Here is a 21,166-nt window from a genome sequence, read left to right on the forward strand (position 1 = left end):
GTGGCGGCGCGGTCGCGCCGGAACGCGGCCCACAGCAATATGCATACCCGGGACGGCGCAGGGGCGCTAGCGTTCGCGCGAGGATGGCGCAGAGCGCCGGCCGGGCAGCGGCACGGGGCCTCCGCCCGCCTTCATGCCGCGCGCCAGTGCCCGCCGCATGGCCAGCACCCGGGGCGGCACGACGCGGCGTTGGCCGGGAATCCACCGCAGTCCGCCCAGGGCCGATCCGGCGACGGCAAGCCGGTCCAAGCCGCGCAGTTCGCGCAGGATGCGCAGGGTTTCCCGGCCGGCCTCGGCCACGGGCAGGCGCAGCCAAGCCGTCCAGATCTCGTTGCGGGCCAGCAAGCGCCGCCGCAGCGGCGTGTCGCGCCTGGGAGAGGGGTGGTGGCGGGTGACGATGCGCGGGCAATAGACCATGCGCCAGCCCGCCGCGGCGAAGTCCAGGGCCATCAGCGCTTCTTCGGCGCCGATGAAGAAGGCCGGATGGTAGCCCCCGGCTTCCACGAAGGCACAGGCCCGCATGACGGCGGCCCCGGCCAGGAAACCGAGCAGGGCCTTGCCCGGCAGCCCGCGCGAAGGCAGGGGGCTGCGCGCCATGCGTTCGCACGCGGGATCGGGCCGCCCTTCGGTGCCCACCTGCACCTGCGCGCACAGCACGGCGACGTCGGGATGACGGTCCAGGATGTCCGCGGCCAGGTCCAGCGAATGCGGCTGCCAGCAGGTATCGTCGTCGCAGAATGCCACATAGGGCGTGCGGGTCCATCGCACGCCCAGATTGCGGCCGGCGGCGCCCAGGTTGTCGCCCGTCTCTATCACGTGCAGATCCGGAAAGGCTGCGCGCAGCGCGCGCGCTTTCAAGCCGCTCGCCGGCGGCGCGATGACGGGCGTCAGCCGCCAGCCCGAGCACAGCAGCGAGGCCAGGCGCTCCTGCAACAGGCCCGGAAGGCGGCGGTACAGCGCGTCTTCATAGCACAGCCAGTCCAGGCCGGGATGCCGCGCGTGCAGGCGCAGGCACGCCTCGTGGACCACGTGATGGTCGGAGTGGAACAGGCCCATCGGCGCGGCCACGATGCCGCCGCGCTGGCGCCCCAGGCAGGGAGCGAGTTGCCCTTCGACGTCTTGCGGGCGGTAGTCGCCTCCGTATTGGGCATCGAGCAGATCCAGCCACATCGGCTCGGCGCCCAGCATCGCGAGCGCCTCGGCATCCTCGGCCCGGCGGGCACGCATGGCTTGCCCCGCATCCTGGAAGCCGCATTGGCGGTCCCAGTCGGTCAGGCTGGTGTCCGTGGGCGTTCCGGCGAAAACGGTGACGACCGTGGCGCCGGGCGTGCGCTCGAGCAGCGCGCCGCAACTGAAGACGGCGTCGTCCAGATGCGGGGACACGATGGTCAGGGCAGGCTTTGAATGGCTCATGGCGATTACCTTGCCACCGGCCCGCAGGAACAGGTGTAACGAGATAGAGATCCGCGACAGGGGAACGGATCTTGCTGGGGTGGAGGACCGACATTCACAGGAGCAGGCCATGAATCTCGCCGTCATCGGTGCCGGCTACGTAGGGCTCGTGACCGGCGCATGCCTGGCCGACGTGGGCAACCGGGTGCACTGCGTCGACCGCGACGCCGCCCGGCTGCGCCAGCTCCGAGGCGGGCACCTGCCCATCTACGAGCCCGGACTCGATGCGCTGGCCGCGCGCAACGCGGCCTCCGGCCGGCTGCTGTTCACCGACGACCTGCCGGGCGCCGTGGCCGATGCCGACGCGGTGTTCATCGCGGTGGGCACGCCTTCGCGCGAGGACGGGGCGGCGGACATCGGCCAGGTGCTGCAGGCCGCCGCGGACATCGCGCGCTCGGCCACGCGCGACCTGCTGGTGGTGGTCAAGTCCACCGTGCCGGTGGGTACCTGCGATCGCGTGCGCGAAGTCGTCGAGGCGGAACTGGCGCGCCGCGGCGCGCCGTGCGAACTGCGGATAGCCTCCAATCCGGAGTTCCTGAAGGAAGGGCACGCGGTCGAGGATTTCCAGCGTCCCGACCGTATCGTCATCGGCACGTCCGACGACGATGATTGCGCCTTGCTGCGCACCCTCTATGCGCCCTACAACCGCAACCACGACCGGCTCATCTGCATGGACATCCGGTCGGCCGAGTTCACCAAGTACGCCTCGAACGCGATGCTGGCCGCCCGGATCTCGCTGATGAACGAACTGGCCTGCCTGGCCGAGAAAGTGGACGCCGACATCGAGTCGGTGCGCCGGGGCACCGGCGCGGATCCGCGCATCGGCTATGACTTCCTGTATGCCGGGGCGGGCTACGGCGGATCCTGCCTGCCCAAGGACGTGCGTGCGCTGATACGGCTGGCCGACGAGTACGGCGCGGCGGCCGACATACTGGGCAGCGTGCAGGCGGTGAACCTGCGCCAGCGGGCCTTGCTGTACGAGAAGATCGAGCGCTTCTTCCGCGGCCGGCTGGCCGGCCGCCGCATCGCGGTATGGGGCCTGGCCTTCAAGCCGGCCACCGACGACATTCGCGAGGCACCGTCCATCGACCTGGTCGGGCGCCTGCTGCGCGGCGGCGCCACGGTGCGCGGCTACGACCCCGTCGCCGGCGCCAACGCGCTGCGGGCCCTGGGGCGGGATGGCTTTTCCATCGCGGACGACGCCCGGGCCGCGTGCCAGGGGGCCGACGCGCTGGTGGTGATGACCGAGTGGCGCGAATTCAAGTCGCCGGATTTCCGGGGCCTGGCCCAGGTCCTGCGCGCGCGGGCCGTGTTCGATGCCCGCAATCTGTACGACCCCGGCTATGTGCGCGCCTGCGGCCTGCACTATGAAGGCGTGGGACGGGCCGGCGGCCATCCGGCCCACCGGCCTTCGCCCGTTCCGGCCGCCGTGCGTTAACGTCCGGTTTCCGCTCCCAGCTCGGCCCCGGTGGTGGGGTCGACGTCGGGGTCGGAGGCCGTGCGCACGGCAAGGTCTTCCAGCGCGGTTTCTTCGTCCGGATCCAGCGCTACCTGGGGCTGGCCGTCACCCCCATCCACCGCGCACTGCTCCTCGCGCTCGGACACGTAGGTGAAATGGCCGTCGCCGTTCCACGAGCCGCGCATGTCGCCTTCGCCCTGCGACATATTGAAATACACGTTGGCGAAGTGCGGGTCGCCCGGCAGCTTGCCGGGCGGAAAGTTGGGCGTGATCGCGTACAGGGCCTTCTCAAAGGACTGCTGGTGCGAGATCTCCCGTGTCATCAGGAATTGGAGCGCGTTCTTCACGCCGGCGTCGTCGGTCAGGTTGATCAGCCGTTCGTAGATGATCTTGGCGCGCGCCTCGGCGGCGATGTTCGACCGCAGGTCCGCCGTCGGTTCGCCTATGGAGTCGATGTAGCCCGCATGCCAGGGGGCGCCGCCCGAATTGACCAGGGCCGGGCCGCCGCCATAGAGCACCTGGGTCAGGTGCGAGTCGTTGCCCGCGCCGGTGATGGACCGGTAGAGCTCGGCGGTTTCCTCGGCTGCTTCGGCCAGCTTGCCCTTGGCCCCCTTGTTGAGCATGGCGACGATGGTGCCGATCACCTCCAGGTGGCTCAGTTCCTCGGTGGCGATGTCCAGCAGCATGTCCTTGCGGCCGGGGTCGTCCTCGGCCAGCCCCTGGGTGAAATAGCGACACGCGGCCGCGAGTTCCCCTTGCGGGCCGCCGAACTGTTCCAGCATCAGGTTGGCCAGCCCCGGGTTGCATTCCGAGACGCGGACGGTGTATTGCAGGCGTTTGTTGTGCGCGAACATGAAGATCTCCTTGAGGAACGAGCGCTTCGTCCCGCAGGAATCGTTCCCATGCCGCCTACCGGGATATCCCGGGTGCGCCGGTCCGCCATACTCCAGCAAAAAATGCTCAATTCCCGGCCTCCCCTGCCGTAAACACGGAAACGCCCGCCACGCGAAGGGAACGTGTGCGCACGAAACGACCGGCACGAGCCGGCAACAACGGTTTGGGGTAAACAATGGCTGTGTCTCTCGGCTTGGGTCAGCGCTCGCTGGCCAAACAGGTACTGGTGCTGGCGCTTTCCGTCAGCGCCGTCGTCTCGCTGGTGACTGCCGTCGTCGTGGCCTGGCAGGGCCTGCAAGCGGGCAAGCACGCGGTCGAACGCGAGATGATGGACGCGCTCGGCTCGATCAACTCGAGCCTCGTGTCCTCGTTCGAATCGTCCCGGGGGCGGGTCGAGCGCCAGTTGCTGGTGTTCCAGCGCATGCTGGGCGAGCTGCCGTCGCCGGACGGCACGATGACCGAAACCGGCGTCGCCGGCGAGGTCGTGACGGTGCGCGCGGGCGAGAACGTGCTCAACGGCAATTCGGCGATCCTGCAGCGCATGCGCAGCTACACCGGCGCCGAGCCCGAACTGGTCGTGCGCCACAACAACCAGTGGATCCGGGCCGCGACGCTGCTGCGCGGGCCCGACGGCTCGCCCATGACCGGCCAGCCCATCCCGGCCGGCGATTTCGTCGCGACCACCATGGATTCGCACCAGGCCGCCACCAACATCGTCTACCGCAACAAGCGCTGGTACGCGCTGCACGTGCGGCCGCTCAAGGACGACGCCGGCAAGATCTTCGGCGGCATCACCCTGCAGGTCGACCTGTCGGACGACGTCGGCAGCGCCCTGGAGTTCATCGAGAAGACCCAGGTGGCGGGCTACGGCACCATGTTCGCGATGACGCCCAGGATGAACGGCACCTCCGAGTTCCTGGTCCATCCGCTCTACAAGGGCAAGACGGTCGAAGAGGCCGCCGAGGCCGACCGCCCCTTCTACTATCACATGGTCGACCAGGACCGCGGCTTCCAGGAAGCCAAGCGCTCCACCGACGACTCCTCCATGCTGGTCGCCTTCCAGACCGTGCCCAACTGGGGCTGGACGCTGGTGGCGACCGGACCCAAGGCCGATTTCATGGCGGCGCAGTACCGACAGATCGGGCTGATGGTGGCGCTGCTGGTCGTGGGCGGCATCCTGACCGGCCTCCTGATCTACTACCAGATGTCCACCGCGCTGCGGCCGGTGCGCGACGTGGTCGACGGGATAGGGCGCCTGGGCGACGGCGACCTGACGCGCGACGTGCCGGCGGGGCCGCGCGGTTCGCGCAACGAGATCCACATCATGGCCGATCGCATCAACGCCACGCGCGCCCGCATCGCCCATCTGGCCCAGCAGATGAATTCCACCGGATCGCAGGTCGCCACGGCCACGACCCAGACGCTGCAGGCCCTGCACCAGATCGGCAAGGGCACCGAGGTGCAGTCCGAAGCGGCCAGCGGCGTTGCGGCCGCGGTCGAGCAACTGACCGTGTCCATTTCCCAGATCGCCGACAACACCCGCGAAGCCAACAGCTTCTCGCGCACGTCCAGCACGGCGGCCGAGGAAGGCGCGGTGGTCGTGACCCAGACGGTGTCCGAGATCGAGAAGATGGCCAGCCAGGTCGCCAGCTCGGCCGAGGTGGTGCAGGAACTGGAAGCGTCGTCGCGCCAGATCTCGGCGGTGGTCAAGACCATTCAGGAGATCGCCGAGCAGACCAACCTGCTGGCGCTGAACGCCGCCATCGAAGCGGCCCGCGCCGGCGAGGAAGGGCGCGGCTTCTCGGTGGTGGCGGACGAGGTCCGGGGCCTGGCCGAGCGCACCAAGACATCGACCTCGCAGATCGCCCAGGTCATCGCCGCGGTGCAGAAGCAGACCGCGCTGGCCGCCGACGCCATGCGTCAGGTCAATGCCGACATGCAACGTTCCGCCGAAGGCGCGCGCCAGGCCGGCGACGTGCTGGTCCGCATCCGCGAAGCCGCCGGCCGCACCGCCGAGGTCATCGCCGACATCTCGAACGCCGCCATGGAGCAGAAATCGGCGTCCGAGCAGATCGCCAGCCGGGTCGAGCAGATCGCCCAGTATTCCGAGGAGTCGGCGGCGGCGGTGCAGCAGTCGGTCGCATCGGCCGAATCGCTGCAGAACCAGGCGCAGGTCCTGGACGAGACCATCCGCACGCTAAGGACTTGAAGCCCCCCTACGCGCTGCGCGCGCAAGGGAAGCCCACCCCCTACGCCCTTCGGGCGCCTAGAATGGTGGGCCCCCGAAGGGCGTAGGGGGTGGGCTACACTCCACGGCACCCTGTCAGTCCGGACGCCCGCACGTAATGACTCTTGCCTCCGTCAGCGCGATCGAGCTGATCGCCACCGTCCTGTTCGCGATCGCGATCATCCACACCTTTTCGGTGCCCGCCTTCGCCGCGCTGGCGCACAAGGGCGGGCGGCACGCCGGGCTTTGGCACATGTTGTCCGAGGTCGAGGCCGTGTTCGGGTTCTGGGCCTTCGTGCTGTTGGTGGCCATGGCCGGCCTGTCGGGCGCCACGTCCGCCGTCGAATACATGGACACGCGCAATTTCACCGAGCCGCTGTTCGTGTTCGCCATCATGGTCATCGCCGCCAGCCGGCCTATCCTGAACCTGGTGACGCAACTGGTGGGCGCCGTCGCCGCGCTGGTGCCGGGCAGCCGGTCGGTCGCGGTCTATTTCCTGACCCTGTCGGTGGTGCCGCTGCTGGGCTCGTTCATCACCGAGCCGGCGGCCATGACGCTGGCCGCGGTCATGCTGCGCGACACCAGCTTCCACCGCATCGAGAACACCCGTTTCAAGTACTTCACCCTGGGCGTGCTGTTCGTCAACGTCTCGATCGGCGGGGTCCTGACCTCGTACGCGGCGCCGCCGGTGCTGATGGTGGCATCCACCTTCGGCTGGGACAGCGCCTACATGCTGGCCCATTTCGGCTGGCGCGCGGCATGCGCGGTGGTCCTGAACGCGCTGATCGTGACGCTCTGCTTCCACCGCCTGGTCCGGGCCCAGGCGCCCGCCGCCTCCGGCGAAGCGGGGCAGGAGCGCCGGGTACCCGTGACCGTGACGGCCGTGCATCTGGCTTTCCTGGCCGCCGTCGTGCTGTTCGCGCATCATCCGGCGGTATTCGCCGGCCTGTTCCTGCTGTTCATCGGCTATACCGAGGCCTACCGGAAATACCAGCGTCCGCTGATGATCAAGGAGGGCCTGATGGTGGGTTTCTTCCTGGCCGGGCTGGTGGTGCTGGGCGGCCTGCAGAAATGGTGGTTGCAGGACCTGCTGGCCGACATGTCGCCGCTGGTGCTGTACTGGGGCGCGACCGCGCTGACCGCCGTCACCGACAACGCGGCGCTGACCTACCTGGGATCGCTGGTGGACGGCACTTCGGAAGCCTGGCGCACCATGCTGGTGGCGGGCGCCGTCACCGGAGGCGGCTTGACGGTCATCGCCAACGCGCCCAATCCGGCCGGTTTCGCGGTCCTGAAGGGTTCCTTCCCGGGCGGGACCATCACGCCGCTCGCGCTGCTGCTGGGCGCCGCGCTGCCCACGGCGGTCGCGGCGGTCTTCTTCCTGCTGCCGGTCTAGGGGCGGGAATGTCCCGCCGGCGCCGTTTTTCCACCTTGTCGCGCTAAATACCCAAAAAATCGCTAAAATTCAAGGCTTTGATCAATTTCCCGAAGTCCGGCCCGCCGGTCCAGATAGCTTTGGCCGCTCTTTGAGTGTTCCCCGCGGACGTGGGGATGAACCGGTATGCCTGAGGAGTCTTGGCGATGCCTATCTACGCCTACAAGTGCAGTGCCTGCGGACACCAGCAGGATGTGTTGCAGAAGCTGTCCGATGCCCCGTTGACCGACTGCCCCCAATGCGGGCAGGCCGCGTTTTCCAAGCAGCTGACCGCGGCTGGCTTCCAGCTCAAGGGATCGGGCTGGTACGTAACCGATTTCCGCAACAACGGCGGCGGCAAGTCTGGCGGTTCGGCCGCCGCGTCGTCGACGTCGTCCACGGAAGGCAGCTCGTCCACGGAAAACAGTTCGTCCACGGCAAGTGCTTCGTCCGGCTCGGATTCCGCGGCCGCGTCGCCGGCCGCGCCCGCGCCGAGCACGCCCGCCTCGACCTGACCCGGGCGCGGCGCCGTCCGCTCCTACTGGAACCTTCGTGTTCAAACGCTACTTCGTCACCGGATTGCTGATCTGGGTCCCACTGGTCATCACCTTGTGGGTCCTGGGCCTGGTCGTGTCGACGCTCGAGGCCGTCGTGCCGTCGGTGCTCACGTCGGAGTCGCTGTTCGGCACCCACATACCGGGCTTCGGCCTGGCGGTGGTGATCCTGGTGGTGCTGCTGACGGGCATGGGCGCGGCCAACCTGCTCGGGCGCAAGCTGCTCGAGGTCTGGGAAGGCCTGCTGGGCCGCATCCCGCTGGTGCGTTCCATCTATAACTCGGTCAAGCAGGTCAGCGATACGGTGCTGGCGCCCAACGGCCAGGCCTTCCGCAAGGCGGTGCTGGTGCAGTACCCGCGCGAGGGCTCGTGGACGCTGGCCTTCCTGACCGGGACGCCCGGCGGCGAGGTGGCCGAACACCTGCCCGCCGATTGCGTGAGCGTTTACGTGCCGACGACGCCGAATCCGACGTCGGGCTTCTTTTTGATGGTGCCGCGCGCCGATATCGTCGAGCTCGGCATGTCTGTGGATGCGGCCTTGAAGTACATCGTATCGATGGGGGTGGTGGCGCCGGGTTCTCCGGCGCGGGGCAATTGACGTCCCCGAGGACGTCCGGCGCGCGTGCGCGGCCCGGCCCTGCATCGATACACACCAATTTAGACGGAGATTCCATGCGTACCTGCTATACCGGCCAGGTCTCGACCGAGCACCTGGGACAAACCGTGACCCTGTTTGGCTGGGTGCACCGTCGCCGCGACCATGGCGGCGTCATCTTCATCGACCTGCGCGACCGCGAAGGCCTGGCCCAGGTCGTTTGCGATCCCGATCGCGCCGACACCTTCCAGATCGCCGAGCGCCTGCGCAACGAATTCTGCGTGCGCGTGACCGGCCTGGTCCGCAAGCGTCCCGAAGGCACGACCAATCCCGCGCTGAAGTCGGGCGAGATCGAAGTGCTGGCGCACGACATCGAGATCCTGAACGCGTCGGTGACGCCGCCGTTCCAGCTCGACGACGAAAATCTGTCGGAAACCACCCGCCTGACGCACCGCGTGCTGGACCTGCGCCGCCCGCAGATGCAGCAGAACCTGATGCTGCGCTATCGCGTGGCGATCGAGTCGCGCAAGTACCTGGACGGCCTGGGTTTCATCGACATCGAGACGCCCATGCTCACCAAGAGCACGCCCGAAGGCGCGCGCGACTACCTCGTGCCCTCGCGCGTCAACCCGGGCCATTTCTTCGCGCTGCCGCAATCGCCCCAGCTGTTCAAGCAGCTGCTGATGGTGTCGGGCTTCGACCGCTACTACCAGATCGTCAAGTGCTTCCGCGACGAGGACCTGCGCGCCGACCGCCAGCCCGAATTCACCCAGATCGATTGCGAGACCTCATTCCTGAACGAACAGGAAATCCGCGACATCTTCGAGAACATGATCCGTCACGTGTTCAAGGAAGTGAAGGGCGTCGAACTGGCCAACCCGTTCCCGGTCATGCCCTGGAGCGAGGCCATGGGCCGCTTCGGTTCCGACAAGCCGGACCTGCGCGTCCAGCTCGAGTTCACCGACCTGACCGACGTCATGAAGGACGTCGACTTCAAGGTCTTCGCCAGCGCGGCCAACAGCGCCGGCGGCCGCGTCGTGGCGCTGCGCGTGCCGGGCGGCGCGGAACTGAGCCGCAGCGAGATCGATGCCTATACCCAGTTCGTCGGCATCTACGGTGCCCGCGGCCTGGCGTGGATCAAGGTCAACGAACTGGCCAAGGGCCGCGAAGGCCTGCAGTCGCCCATCGTCAAGAACATCCACGATGCCGCGCTGACCGAGCTGCTCAAGCGCAGCGGCGCCCAGGACGGCGACATCCTGTTCTTCGGCGCCGACAAGGCCCGCATTGTCAATGACTCGATCGGCGCGCTGCGCGTGAAGATCGGCCATAGCGAGTTCGGCCGCAAGCAGGGCCTGCTCGAAGGCGACTGGAAGCCGCTGTGGGTAGTCGACTTCCCGATGTTCGAATACGACGAGGAAGAGCAGCGCTACACCGCCGCCCACCATCCCTTCACCTCGCCCAAGGACGGCCACGAGGACCTGTTGGAGACCGATCCCGGCGCCTGCCTGGCCAAGGCCTACGACATGGTGCTGAACGGCTGGGAGATCGGCGGCGGCTCGGTCCGTATCCACCGCGAGGAAGTGCAGAGCAAGGTGTTCCGCGCGCTGAAGATCGACGCCGAGGAAGCCCAGGTCAAGTTCGGCTTCCTGCTGGACGCGCTGCAGTACGGCGCGCCTCCGCACGGCGGCATCGCCTTCGGCCTGGACCGCATCGTCACGATGATGGCCGGCGCCGAGTCCATCCGCGACGTGATCGCCTTCCCCAAGACCCAGCGCGCCCAGTGCCTGCTGACGGGCGCGCCGTCGATGGTCGACGAGAAGCAACTGCGCGAGCTGCACGTCCGCCTGCGCGCGGCCGAGACGAAGACGGCGCAGTAAACCGCCGGTTTCGTTACGCGGCCATCCGGGCCCCGCTTCGCACGAGGCGGGGCTTTGTTTTTCTGTAAGCTCTTCTGTAAGAACGTGCGAGCTTGTCGTCAAGCAGGACAAGATGCTCACAGTCCATGCGGCCATGGTGACGCGCACGCGCTATCTTCGTACCCGGGCGCAGTGCCCCAGGGGGACGTCGGATGAGCGGGGTGGAGTTTTCTACCGGCGGGAGAAAGGGCGCCGCCTTGCCGGTCGGCTATGCCGGTATCCATGGCGGTATCGTGGGGTTGCTCGATGCTGCACGCCATGCGGCGGCGCGTAGTGTCAATGCGCTGATGACCGCGAGTTACTGGGAGATTGGTCGACGGATCGTCGAAGCTGAACAGAAGGGCAGGCGGCGAGCCGGTTACGGCGAGCAGTTGATCGCAAGGCTTTCCCATGACCTGACCGCCAGATTCGGACGTGGGTTCAGCGTAGACAACCTCGAAAACATGCGACGGTTTTTTCTTGCGTATCCTCCGTCCTGCATTTCCGAGACATTGTCTCGGAAATCTGGAAATGAATGCCCTGCAGGAAGGCCTCAGCCAGCCTTTCGGATGTTCGATCTCTCCGAGCTGGCGCAGACTTTCACGTTGCCGTGGTCCGCCTATGTTCGGTTGCTATCGGTCAGCGATGTTCATGCCCGCCGGTTCTACGAAATCGAAGCGTTGCGAGGAGGATGGAGCGTACGTCAACTTGATCGGCAGATAGGTAGCCAGTTCTATGAACGCACCGCGTTGTCCAAGGACAAGGGCACGATGCTCGCAAGGGCAATGAGACCGAAGCCGGGGGACATCGTCACCCCGGACGATGCCATCAAGGACCCCTACATGCTGGAGTTTCTGGATCTCAAGGACGAGTATTCGGAGTCTGATCTCGAGGGGGCCTTGATCCAGCGGTTGGAAGACTTCCTACTCGAACTTGGCGAAGGATTCACCTTCGTGGGTCGACAGCGCCGGCTACGCATCGATCAGACCTGGCATCGGGTGGACCTGCTGTTTTTTCATCGCAGGTTGCGTTGTATCGTCATCATCGATTTGAAGCTAGGCAGCCTGACCCACGCGGACGTGGGCCAGATGCACATGTACTGCAACTATGCTGCGGAGCATTGGACCCTGCCCGGCGAGGGACCGCCGGTTGGCCTGATCCTATGTGCTGACAAGGGACACGCTCTGGCACGGTACGCGCTGGACGGATTGCCGACCAAAGTCATGGCAGCGAATTACCGGACGGTGTTGCCGGATGCCGAAGTGCTGCAAAAAGAGTTGGAAGGCGCACGGCGCATGTTGGAGTCCCGCGGGGCAGCTCGTCCCAAGGCTCGATAACGAATGGCAAGAGTGGCGTAGTGGCGCGCCGCTCCTACACCTTGTGGATGCGGTACACGCAGCGGCCGCCTCCCGCCAGCAGGTGCTGCTCGCGCGCCACCTGCGTGTCCTGACCCGCGATCTCCTGGAACAACTGCAGTTCCGAGCGGCAGAAGCCCTGGCAAGCCTGTGCCGCTGCGCAGATCGGACAGTGGTCTTCCACCAGCAGCCAGTCGGCGCCGTCGCGCTCCACCCGCGCCATGTAGCCCTCGTTGGAGCGGACCTGCGCCAACTGGCGCAGGCGTTCCTCCAGGCCCTCGCCATCGCAGGCCGCCGCATAGGCGACGCGGGCCTCGGCCTCGCGCTTGGCGATCAGGCGGTCCAGGCCTTCCTCGCCGAACAACTGCCGGATCGAATCGATCAGCTGCGTCGTCAACTGGGCGTGCGTGTCGGGAAAACGACGATTGCCCGCCTCGGTCAGGACCCAGTCCTGGCGGGGCCGGCCGGCGCCCGCCGCGGGTTGCTGGCGGCCTTCGACCAGGCCCGCCGCCACCAGCTTCTGCACCTGCTGGCGCGCGGCCTCGGAGGTCAGCTCCAGCTTGCGGGCGAGGGTGGCGGTGGAGACCGGCCCATGGGTCTTGATGAAGAACAGGATGCGATCGGCGGTAGGGAATACCATTCAATTATCCAAGGTTTTTCTTGCTTAAATAAAAGACGGTCTCTAATATGCAAGAAATTTCTTTGATAATAGGTCCTGCCGGTCCCGTTGTCGAGGAACCCGGGGTTTCCGTTGGCCTTTCCCGGTCCTCCGACCGGAGCCGAACGGGCCCCATCCTCCTTCAAGGTCCGCATCATGCGCAAGAAAATCCTGGTGGGCACGGCGATACTGGCCGCCGTCGTCCTGGCCGGCGTGCGCGTCGCCGCATCGGGCGGCGACGACGCTCCCCCCGCCGCCTCCTATCCCGCGCCCAAGGTGGCGGTCGCCAGCGTGCAGCGCGCCCGGCTGCCCCAGGTCTACGTGGGCGTCGGCGAACTGGAGGCGGTACGCCAGGTGCTCCTGGCCACCGAGGTGGGCGGGCGCATCACGCGCATCGCGTTCGAGTCGGGCCAGCGCGTCAAGGCCGGGCAGGTACTGGTGCAATTGAATGACGCGCCCGAACAGGCCGAGGCGCGGCGCCTGGAGGCGCAGCTGCGCAATGCCGAACTCCAGCACACCCGCGTGGCCCGGCTGCTGGACGAGGATGCCGCCACGCGCGAACAGCTCGACAACGCCCGCGCCGCGCGGGACATGGCGCAGGGGGAACTACAGCGGGTCCAGGCCCTGATCGCGCAGAAAACGGTCCGCGCGCCTTTCGATGGCGTGCTCGGCCTGCGCCGCGTCCACGCCGGGCAGTACCTGAACGCCGCCGACCCCATCGCGTCGCTGGTCGATGCCGCGTCGCTGCGGGCCAATTTCTCGCTGGACGAACAGGCCGTTCCGCGGCTGCGCGCCGGCCAGCCCGTGGACGTGCGGGTGGACGCCTATCCGGGCAGGCGCTTTCGGGCCACGATCAACGCGATCGATCCCATGATCTCGCGTTCGCGCACCGTGCGGGTCCAGGCCAGCCTGGCCAATCCGGAAGGCGCGCTGAAAGCGGGCATGTACGCCAGCGTCAGGGTCGAGCGCCAGGACGGCCCGGCCTCGGTGCTGGCGGTGCCCGAGACCGCGGTCACGTATACCGCCTATGGCGATACGGTGTTCGTCGTGCAGGACGCGCCGGGCAAGGGGTTGGTGGCCAAGCGGGTGGCGGTCAAGGTCGGTACGCGCCACGAAGGCCTGGTGGAAATCGAAGAAGGCCTGCGCGAGAACGACCGTGTGGTCACCTCGGGCCAGCTCAAGCTGAACGACGGCATGCCGGTGGAGCTGAGCGCGGGCGATACGCTGCGCGACGCCGCGCCCACGCGCGTCTCCGGCATCTGACCCGGGTGCCGCCATGACATTCACCGACGTCTTCGTCCGCCGCCCGGTCCTGGCCCTGGTGGTCAGCGCGCTCATCCTGCTGCTGGGCCTGCTGTCCCTGAGCCGGCTGCCCATCCGCCAGTATCCGCTGCTGGAAAGTTCCACCGTCACCATCACGACCGAGTATCCCGGCGCCTCCGCCGAGCTGATGCAGGGCTTCGTCACGCAGCCCATCGCCCAGGCCGTGTCCTCGGTGGAAGGCATCGACTATCTGTCCTCGTCCTCGGTACAGGGCCGCAGCATCGTGACGGTGCGCATGGAGTTGAACCGCGACTCCACGCAGGCCCTGGCCGAGGTCATGGCCAAGGTCAATCAGGTGCGCTACCGGCTGCCCGAGCAGGCCTACGATCCGGTGATCGAACGATCCGCCGGCGAGTCCACCGACGTCGCCTATGTCGGCTTCGCCAGCGACACGCTGTCGATGCCGGCCCTGAGCGACTATGTGCGCCGGGTGGTGGAGCCGAAGTTCTCCGGCATCGAGGGCGTCGCCAAGGTCTCGGTCTACGGCGGCCAGCGGCTGGCGATGCGGCTGTGGCTGGATCCCGACCGGCTGGCCGGGCGGGGGCTGACCGCGGCCGACGTGGCCGAGGCCGTGCGGCGCAACAACTACCAGGCGGCGCCGGGCAAGGTGAAGGGCATGTACGTGATCGCCAACGTGCGTGTTGATACCGATCTCATCAGTGTCGAGGAATTCCGCGACATGGTGGTCCACAGCGACGCCAACGGGCTGGTGCGGCTGCGCGACGTCGGCACGGTGGAACTGGGCGCGGCCTCGACCGAGAGCAGCGCCACCATGGACGGCACGCCGGCGATCTTCGTGGGCCTGGCCTCGACGCCGTCCGGCAATCCGCTGGTGATCGTGGATGGCATACGCAAGCAGTTGGCCGAGATCGACAAGACCCTGCCGCCTGGCGTGCACGCCAGGCTGGCGTTCGAGACCTCGCGCTTCATCAAGGCCTCCATCGACGAGGTCGTGCACACGCTGATCGAGGCGCTGGTCATCGTGGTGGCCGTGATCTTCCTGTGCCTGGGTTCGCTGCGCACGGTGCTGGTGCCGATCGCCACCATCCCGCTGTCCATGCTGGGCGCGGCGGCGCTGATGCTGGCGTTCGGGTTCAGCGTGAACCTGCTGACGCTGCTTGCCATGGTGCTGGCCATCGGGCTGGTGGTGGACGATGCCATCGTGGTGGTCGAGAACGTTCACCGCCACATCGAGGAAGGGCGCTCGCCCGCCGCGGCCGCCTTGATCGGCGCGCGCGAGGTGGCGGGCCCGGTCATCGCCATGACCTTGACCCTGGCGGCCGTGTACGCGCCCATCGGCCTGATGGGCGGGTTGACCGGCGCCCTGTTCAAGGAATTCGCGTTCACCCTGGCGGGTTCGGTGGTGGTGTCCGGCGTGATCGCGTTGACGCTGTCTCCGGTGATGAGTTCCTTCCTGCTGCCCGCGCAGCAGAACGAGGGGCGCATGGCGCGGCTGGCCGAGCGTTTCTTCGGCGGCCTGACGCGCGGCTACGCCTCGCTGCTGCAACGTTCGCTGCGGCACCGCTGGGTGACGGGCACGCTGGCGCTGGCGGTCTGCGTGAGCCTGCCGGTGCTGTACTCGATGCCCCAGCGTGAGCTGGCGCCGGTGGAGGACCAGGCCAGCGTGCTGACCGCCGTCAAGTCGCCGCAGTACGCCAACCTCGACTACGTCGAGCACTTCTCGCGCAAGCTGGACGACGTCTACAAGAGCCTGCCCGAGACCACGGGGCGCTGGATCATCAACGGCAGCGACGGGCTGGCCTCCAGCATAGGCGGCATCGACCTGTCCGCGTGGGACGAGCGCGACCGCTCGGGCGCCGAAGTCCAGTCGGCCCTGCAGGCGGCCGTGAACGACGTCGAGGGCAGCAGCATCTTCGCGTTCCAGCTGCCCGCGCTGCCGGGATCCACCGGCGGGCTGCCGGTGCAGATGGTGCTGCGCAGCTCGCTGGACTATCGCACCCTGTTCGACGTCATGGAGGACATCAAGCAGCGTGCCCGGCAGAGCGGCCTGTTCGTGGTGGTGGACAGCGACCTCGACTACAACAATCCCGTCGTGCAGGTGAAGGTGGATCGAGCCAAGGCGAACAGCCTGGGCATAGGCATGCGCGACATCGGCGAATCGCTGGCGGTGCTGGTGGGCGAGAATTACATCAACCGTTTCGGCCTGGACGGCCGCTCGTACGACGTGATCCCGCAAAGCACGCGCGAGCGGCGGCTCACGCCCGAGGTGTTGGCGCTCCAGTACGTGCGCACCGCCGACGGCGACCTCGTGCCGCTGTCGTCGGTGGTCGCGGTGTCGGTGCAGGTCGAACCCAACAAGCTGACGCAGTTCGACCAGCAGAACTCGGCCACCTTCCAGGCCATTCCCGCGCCCGGCGTGACGCTGGGCGATGCGGTGGCGTTCCTGGAGTCGGTGGCGGCGAGCCTGCCTGCCGATTTCAGCCACGACTGGCAATCGGATGCCCGCCAGTACAAGCAGGAGGGCAATGCGCTGGCGCTGGCCTTCGTCGCCGCGCTGGTCGTCATCTACCTGGTGCTGGCGGCCCAGTACGAGAGCCTGGTCGATCCGCTGGTCATCCTGATCACCGTGCCGCTGTCCATCTGCGGCGCGCTGGTGCCGCTCGCGCTGGGCGGGGCCACGCTGAACATCTATACGCAGATCGGGTTGGTGACGCTGATCGGCCTGATCAGCAAGCACGGCATCCTGATGGTGGAGTTCGCCAACGAATTGCGCGCCGCCGAAGGGCTCACGCCCATCGAGGCGGTGCTGCGCGCCGCGCAGATCCGCCTGCGGCCCATCCTGATGACCACGGCCGCCATGGTGTTCGGGCTGCTGCCGCTGCTGGGGGCCTCGGGCGCGGGCGCGCAGAGCCGCTTCGGCCTGGGCATTGTCATCGTCTGCGGCATGGTGGTGGGCACGCTGTTCACCCTGTTCGTGCTGCCCACCGTCTATTCGCTGCTGGCCCGCGACCACGCCACCGGCGCGGCGCGCCGGCGCGAACTGGCCGAGGCCGGTGCCGCCGCGCCGCAGGCGCACTGAGGAGCATCGCATGTACAAGCAACCTGTCATGCCCGCCATGCTGGCGATGGCGGCACTGATCGCCGGATGCGCCGTCGGGCCCCGCTACGAGGCGCCGCCGGTCGCCACGATCACCCTGGCCAGCCCCGAGCAGGCCCGGTTCGCCGCCGAATCCTCCACGGCGCCCTGGTGGTCGTTCTTTGACGATCCCGCGCTGGAGCGCCTGATCGGCGCCGCGCTGGAACACAACCACGATGTCCGCCAGGCCTACGCCAGCCTGCAGGGCGCGCGGGCGATGTACGACGAACGCGAGCTGGATCGCTATCCCGCCGTGACCGCGCAGGCCGCCGGGCGCCGCGGCGTCCAGCAGCAGGCCATGGCCACGGGGGACCCGGCGCGCAAGCCCTTCGAGAGTTTCCGCGCGGGGTTCGACGCACAGTGGGAGATCGACCTGTTCGGCCGCCTGGCCCATCTGGCCGCCTCGGCCCAGGCCCAGGCCGAGGCGGCGCGGGCCGACCTGGATCGCGTGCGGCTGGCCATCGCCGCCGACGTCGCCCGCTATCACTACGAGTACCGGGGCTTGCAGCGACGCCTGGACGTGGCGCGGGCCCAGGCCGAGAGCTGGCGCCAGACGGTGCGGCTGGTGGACGCCAGCGTCCGCGCCGGCAGCGGACTGCGGGAGGACCTGGAGAACGCGCGCGCGAACCTGGCCCGCAGCGAGGCGGCCATCGCGCCGCTGTGGGCGGCCAGCCAGGAGGCCCGCTATCGGCTGGATGTGCTGCTGGGCCGGCGGCCGGGCGAGACGGCCGTACCGGCCGATGCCGGCGGGCAGGCCCCGCTGGTGGGCCGCCTGCCGCTGGGCGACGTTGACGCGCTGATCCGCAACCGGCCCGACGTGGTGCGCGCCGAAAGGCTGCTTGCCGCCAGCACCGAAAACGAGGGCGCGGCCACCGCCGATCTCTATCCGCGCGTGAGCCTGGGCGGGTTCATCGGCTTCTTCGCGCTGCGCGGCGGCGACCTCGGCGGCGCCGCGCGGGCGTTCGAGGTCGCGCCCACCGTCGACTGGCCGGCGTTCCGGCTGGGCAGCGCCCGCGCGCGGCTGCGCGCCGCGCAGGCGCAGTCGACCGGCGCGCAGGCCCGCTACGAGCAGACGCTGCTGCTGGCGCAGGAAGAGGTCGAGGGGGCGTTGACGCGGCTGGCCCACCAGCAGGAGCGCCTGGCGGCGCTGGCGCGGTCCGCGGCGCACGCGCGCTCGGGACTGGAGATCGCCACGCGGCGCTACCGGGCCGGCGCGGGGCCATACCTGGCCGTGCTGGAGAACCAGCGCAGCTACTACCAGATCAGCCAGGAGGCCACCGAAGCGGAGACCGCTTCCTACGTGAACGCGGTGGCCTTGTACAAGGCCCTGGGCTGGGGCGTGGGCGCGGCCGGAGAAAAATCATGAGTGCATCGACCTTGCCCGACGCTTCCTGGGGCGAGCTGCTCCACGGCCGCAACGCGCTGCGGTCCATCGCGCTGGCGGGCGGCGTCGCGCTGCATGCCATCAACGTCTACGTCGTGACCACCATCCTGCCCAGCATGATCGCCGACATAGGCGGGCTGGAGTACTACGCCTGGAACACCTCGCTGTTCGTCGTCGCGTCCATCGTCGGGTCGGCGCTGTCGGCCCGCCTGCTGGAACTGCTGGGGCCCCGGGGGGCCTACCTGCTGGCGCTGGCGGCCTTCGCGGCGGGGTCGTCGTGGTGCGCGCTGGCCCCCTCCATGCCCAGCCTGCTGGCCGCTAGAACGGTGCAGGGCTTCGGCGGCGGCATACTGCTCGCGCTGAGCTACGCGCTGATCCGCCAGGTATTCGAGGCGCGGCTGTGGCCCCGGGCGATGGGGCTGGTGTCGGGCATGTGGGGCGTGGCGACGCTGTGCGGCCCCGCGGTGGGCGGGCTGTTCGCCGGGGAAGGGCATTGGCGCTGGGCCTTCTGGTCGCTGATTCCGGTGGCCGCCGTGCTGGCCGCCATCGTGTCCGTCCAACTGCCGGGCCGGACGCGGTCCACGGGCGATACCGGCATGCGTCCGCCTTACGCGACGATAGGCCTCCTGGTCGTGTCGGTGCTGGCCGTGTCCCTGGGCAGCCTGACGTCGAGCGCGCTATGGAACCTGGCCGGAGTCGCGGTGGGCTGCCTCCTGGCCGCAGGCATCGCGGCGATCGACCGGCGCGCCGCCGCGCGGCTGCTGCCGACGGGCGCGTACTCGTTGTCGGCCCGCCTGGGCGTGCTGTACGCGTTGATGAGCCTGCTGGTGGTCGGCATCACGACCGAGATCTTCGTACCGTATTTCCTGCAGGTCATCCACGGCATGACGCCGCTTGCCGCCGGCTACCTGACCGCCGTCATGGCCGGCGGCTGGACGCTGGGTTCGGTGGGCAGCGCCGGCCGGCATGGCGCCGCGGCCGACCGGATGGTGCGCGCGGGGCCGTGGATCAGCCTGGCGGCACTGGTGGCGCTGGCGGTCCTGACGCCGCGCGCTGGATGGCTGGAAAGCGTGCCGGGCCTGATGCTGTACTGCCTGGCGCTGGCGGGCGTGGGCCTGGGCATAGGCGTGGGATGGCCGCATCTGCTGACCAGGTTGTTCGTCGCGGCGCCGCCCGGCGAGGAAACCCTGGCGTCGGCATCGATCACGACGGTGCAGTTGTATGCGATGTCGCTGGCCTCGGCGCTGGCGGGCATGGTGGCGAACGCGGCCGGGCTGGCCGACCCGGGCGGCCTGGCCGGCGCCCAGGGCGCCGCGCTGTGGCTGTTCGGCGCCTTTGCCGTGGCGCCCGCGCTGGCGGTGTTCCTGTCGCGCCGCGTGGCGGGCTGAAACCGAAGGGCTACGGAGGATTCAGCTCCGAGTCCTGCCACGGGTCGTAGCTGCCGAAGTGCCAGACGTAGCCTTCGGGATCCGCGAGCGTATAGCCCTTGCCGCCGTAGTCCTCCTCCTGGATCGGGCGAACGATGCGGGCGCCGGCCTTGATGGCGGTGGCATAGTGCGCCTCGGGATCGGCGACGACGACGTAGGGCGTCTGGGTCTGCCGGCCGCCGATGTCGGCTGGCAGGGCGGTCAGCTGGCGCATGAGTTCGCTCGTCCCGGAGCCCAGCATGATCATGCCGTCTCCCAGGGTGAGTTGCGCGTGCGCGATCGTATTGCCATCGCCCGGCACCACCAGGTGCTGGGCGAAGCCGAAGGCCTGGCAGAGCCAGTCGATGGCGGCGGGGGCGTCGCGATAGACCAGGCAGGGCATGATGGAGGTGCGTGTCATGAACGGTCTCCTGGAGCGGGGAAACAGGGGGGCGTACGAAAACCGTAGCATGGCGTCCGTGGGGCGAACAAGGCGCCGCGTCAGGCCCGTGTTTCCAGCTCGACCGCCTGTTCCCGCATGTTCTCGATCAGTGCTGCCAGCACGGCTTCGTTGGCGTCGCGTGGATGCGCGACCACGCCGATCTCGCGGAAGAAGGGCGGACCGGGCAGCTCGATGATGCGCACCCGCCGGTCGGCGGCCGCGTCCACCAGCGTGCCGGGGATGACGGCACAGCCCAGCCCCTCGCGGACCATGCGCAGGATGACGGCCGGTTCGTCCAGTTCCATGAACTCGTCCACGCCGCTCGAGAGGCGGCGCAGGAACTGGTCCACCAGATGCCCGCCATGCGACTTGCGGTTGTAGCGGATGAACGGCAGCGCCGCCGCCACCGCCTGCCAGTCGCCCCGCGTCCCGCGAGGGGCGATGCCGACGTAGCGCTCGCGCATCAGCGTCGTCCACTTCAGGTGGCGCGGCAGGTTCAGGTTGGGCTTGATCAGCACGGCCAGGTCCAGTGCCTGCTCGTCTACCTGCGCCAGGAGCTGCGAGGACATGCCCGGCACCACGTTGACGTGCACGGCGGGCAGGGTCTGCCGGAAGCGCCGCAGCGCACCGGGCAGCAGCCCGGTCTGCGCCGTGGAGATCGCGCCCACCATGATCGCCACCGGCGCCGGCTGCCGGCTGGCGCCGCGCATGGCCTGGTAGCGCTGCACGATGTGCTCGGCCTCGGGCAGCAGCTGGCGTCCGCGCTCGCTCAGGCGGACCGACTTGCCCGCCCGCTCGAACAGCAGGCAGCCCAGGTCTTCCTCCAAGCGCTTGATCTGGGTGCTGACGGCCGACTGGGTCAGCCCCAGGCGCGCACCGGCGGCCGAAAAGGACGAGTCGCGGGCGGCGGCCAAGAAGGTTTGCAGGTAGCGGATCACCATGGGGGCGGCGCGGAACTAATAGAAAAAATCGATATCAAGGCCGGGAAATTTTCGTTTCGTATGGGAAGTT

16 protein-coding genes are annotated in these 21,166 nt (G+C 68.4%); 11 read left to right on the plus strand and 5 right to left on the minus strand.

Annotation, left to right across the window (positions count from 1 at the left end; genetic code table 11):
• Positions 1-66: 66 nt before the first annotated feature.
• A complete protein-coding gene (locus tag EGT29_RS04140; protein ID WP_161567693.1) occupies positions 67-1,413 on the minus strand; it encodes a PIG-L family deacetylase in 1,347 nt (448 codons plus the stop codon).
• Between the two features lie 109 nt (positions 1,414-1,522).
• Between EGT29_RS04140 and EGT29_RS04145 the strand changes: the two genes are divergently transcribed.
• The gene (locus EGT29_RS04145; RefSeq protein WP_124687830.1) at positions 1,523-2,890 is read left to right on the plus strand and encodes a UDP-glucose/GDP-mannose dehydrogenase family protein; all 1,368 of its coding nucleotides are present in this window, start codon (positions 1,523-1,525) and stop codon (positions 2,888-2,890) included.
• Here the strand turns inward: EGT29_RS04145 and EGT29_RS04150 are convergent.
• The gene (locus tag EGT29_RS04150; protein WP_124687831.1) at positions 2,887-3,765 is read right to left on the minus strand and encodes a manganese catalase family protein; all 879 of its coding nucleotides are present in this window, start codon (positions 3,763-3,765) and stop codon (positions 2,887-2,889) included. The two genes, EGT29_RS04145 and EGT29_RS04150, sit on opposite strands and share 4 nt — an antisense overlap.
• A gap of 215 nt (positions 3,766-3,980) precedes the next feature.
• Between EGT29_RS04150 and EGT29_RS04155 the strand changes: the two genes are divergently transcribed.
• From EGT29_RS04155 to EGT29_RS04180, 6 genes are all read left to right on the plus strand, one after another.
• Complete coding sequence (locus tag EGT29_RS04155) at positions 3,981-6,014, plus strand: methyl-accepting chemotaxis protein (protein ID WP_124687832.1); 2,034 nt, start codon at positions 3,981-3,983, stop codon at positions 6,012-6,014.
• Between the two features lie 136 nt (positions 6,015-6,150).
• Positions 6,151-7,428 carry a putative Na+/H+ antiporter gene (locus EGT29_RS04160; RefSeq protein WP_124687833.1) on the plus strand — a complete coding sequence of 426 codons (1,278 nt, stop codon included), beginning with the start codon at positions 6,151-6,153 and terminating at the stop codon, positions 7,426-7,428.
• A 185-nt stretch (positions 7,429-7,613) separates the two neighbouring features.
• A complete protein-coding gene (locus EGT29_RS04165; protein WP_124687834.1) occupies positions 7,614-7,961 on the plus strand; it encodes an FmdB family zinc ribbon protein in 348 nt (115 codons plus the stop codon).
• A 37-nt stretch (positions 7,962-7,998) separates the two neighbouring features.
• Positions 7,999-8,598, plus strand: coding sequence for a DUF502 domain-containing protein (locus tag EGT29_RS04170; RefSeq protein ID WP_124687835.1), 600 nt, complete (start codon positions 7,999-8,001; stop codon positions 8,596-8,598).
• Positions 8,599-8,672: 74 nt separating this feature from the next.
• On the plus strand, positions 8,673-10,472 hold the full coding sequence (gene aspS, locus EGT29_RS04175; RefSeq protein ID WP_124687836.1) for an aspartate--tRNA ligase: 1,800 nt from the start codon (positions 8,673-8,675) through the stop codon (positions 10,470-10,472).
• A 191-nt stretch (positions 10,473-10,663) separates the two neighbouring features.
• The gene (locus tag EGT29_RS04180; RefSeq protein WP_124687837.1) at positions 10,664-11,827 is read left to right on the plus strand and encodes a YhcG family protein; all 1,164 of its coding nucleotides are present in this window, start codon (positions 10,664-10,666) and stop codon (positions 11,825-11,827) included.
• Between the two features lie 34 nt (positions 11,828-11,861).
• Here the strand turns inward: EGT29_RS04180 and EGT29_RS04185 are convergent, their stop codons facing one another.
• The gene (locus EGT29_RS04185; RefSeq protein WP_124687838.1) at positions 11,862-12,485 is read right to left on the minus strand and encodes a metalloregulator ArsR/SmtB family transcription factor; all 624 of its coding nucleotides are present in this window, start codon (positions 12,483-12,485) and stop codon (positions 11,862-11,864) included.
• Between the two features lie 174 nt (positions 12,486-12,659).
• Here EGT29_RS04185 and EGT29_RS04190 point away from each other — a divergent pair, with 174 nt between their 5' ends.
• Genes EGT29_RS04190 through EGT29_RS04205 form a run of 4 tightly spaced genes read left to right on the plus strand, consistent with a single transcriptional unit; the run spans position 12,660 to position 19,695 of the window.
• Positions 12,660-13,766, plus strand: coding sequence for an efflux RND transporter periplasmic adaptor subunit (locus EGT29_RS04190; RefSeq protein WP_124687839.1), 1,107 nt, complete (start codon positions 12,660-12,662; stop codon positions 13,764-13,766).
• A 13-nt stretch (positions 13,767-13,779) separates the two neighbouring features.
• Positions 13,780-16,866: a MexW/MexI family multidrug efflux RND transporter permease subunit gene (locus EGT29_RS04195; RefSeq protein WP_124687840.1), complete on the plus strand. Its 3,087-nt coding sequence runs from the start codon at positions 13,780-13,782 to the stop codon at positions 16,864-16,866.
• A gap of 10 nt (positions 16,867-16,876) precedes the next feature.
• Positions 16,877-18,289, plus strand: coding sequence for an efflux transporter outer membrane subunit (locus tag EGT29_RS04200; RefSeq protein ID WP_124687841.1), 1,413 nt, complete (start codon positions 16,877-16,879; stop codon positions 18,287-18,289).
• A complete protein-coding gene (locus EGT29_RS04205) occupies positions 18,286-19,695 on the plus strand; it encodes an MFS transporter (protein WP_124687842.1) in 1,410 nt (469 codons plus the stop codon). The genes EGT29_RS04200 and EGT29_RS04205 overlap by 4 nt, the downstream gene beginning before the upstream one ends.
• 10 nt (positions 19,696-19,705) lie before the next feature.
• On the opposite strand, the gene EGT29_RS04210 is transcribed toward EGT29_RS04205, so the two are convergent.
• Positions 19,706-20,134 carry a VOC family protein gene (locus EGT29_RS04210; RefSeq protein WP_124687843.1) on the minus strand — a complete coding sequence of 143 codons (429 nt, stop codon included), beginning with the start codon at positions 20,132-20,134 and terminating at the stop codon, positions 19,706-19,708.
• An 80-nt stretch (positions 20,135-20,214) separates the two neighbouring features.
• Positions 20,215-21,096 (minus strand): LysR family transcriptional regulator, encoded by an 882-nt coding sequence (locus EGT29_RS04215; RefSeq protein WP_341432712.1) that lies wholly within the window; start codon positions 21,094-21,096, stop codon positions 20,215-20,217.
• Positions 21,097-21,166: the final 70 nt, after the last annotated feature.

Origin of the sequence: Pigmentiphaga sp. H8, from assembly GCF_003854895.1 — a bacterium.
In the GTDB taxonomy this organism is placed as follows: domain Bacteria; phylum Pseudomonadota; class Gammaproteobacteria; order Burkholderiales; family Burkholderiaceae_B; genus Pigmentiphaga.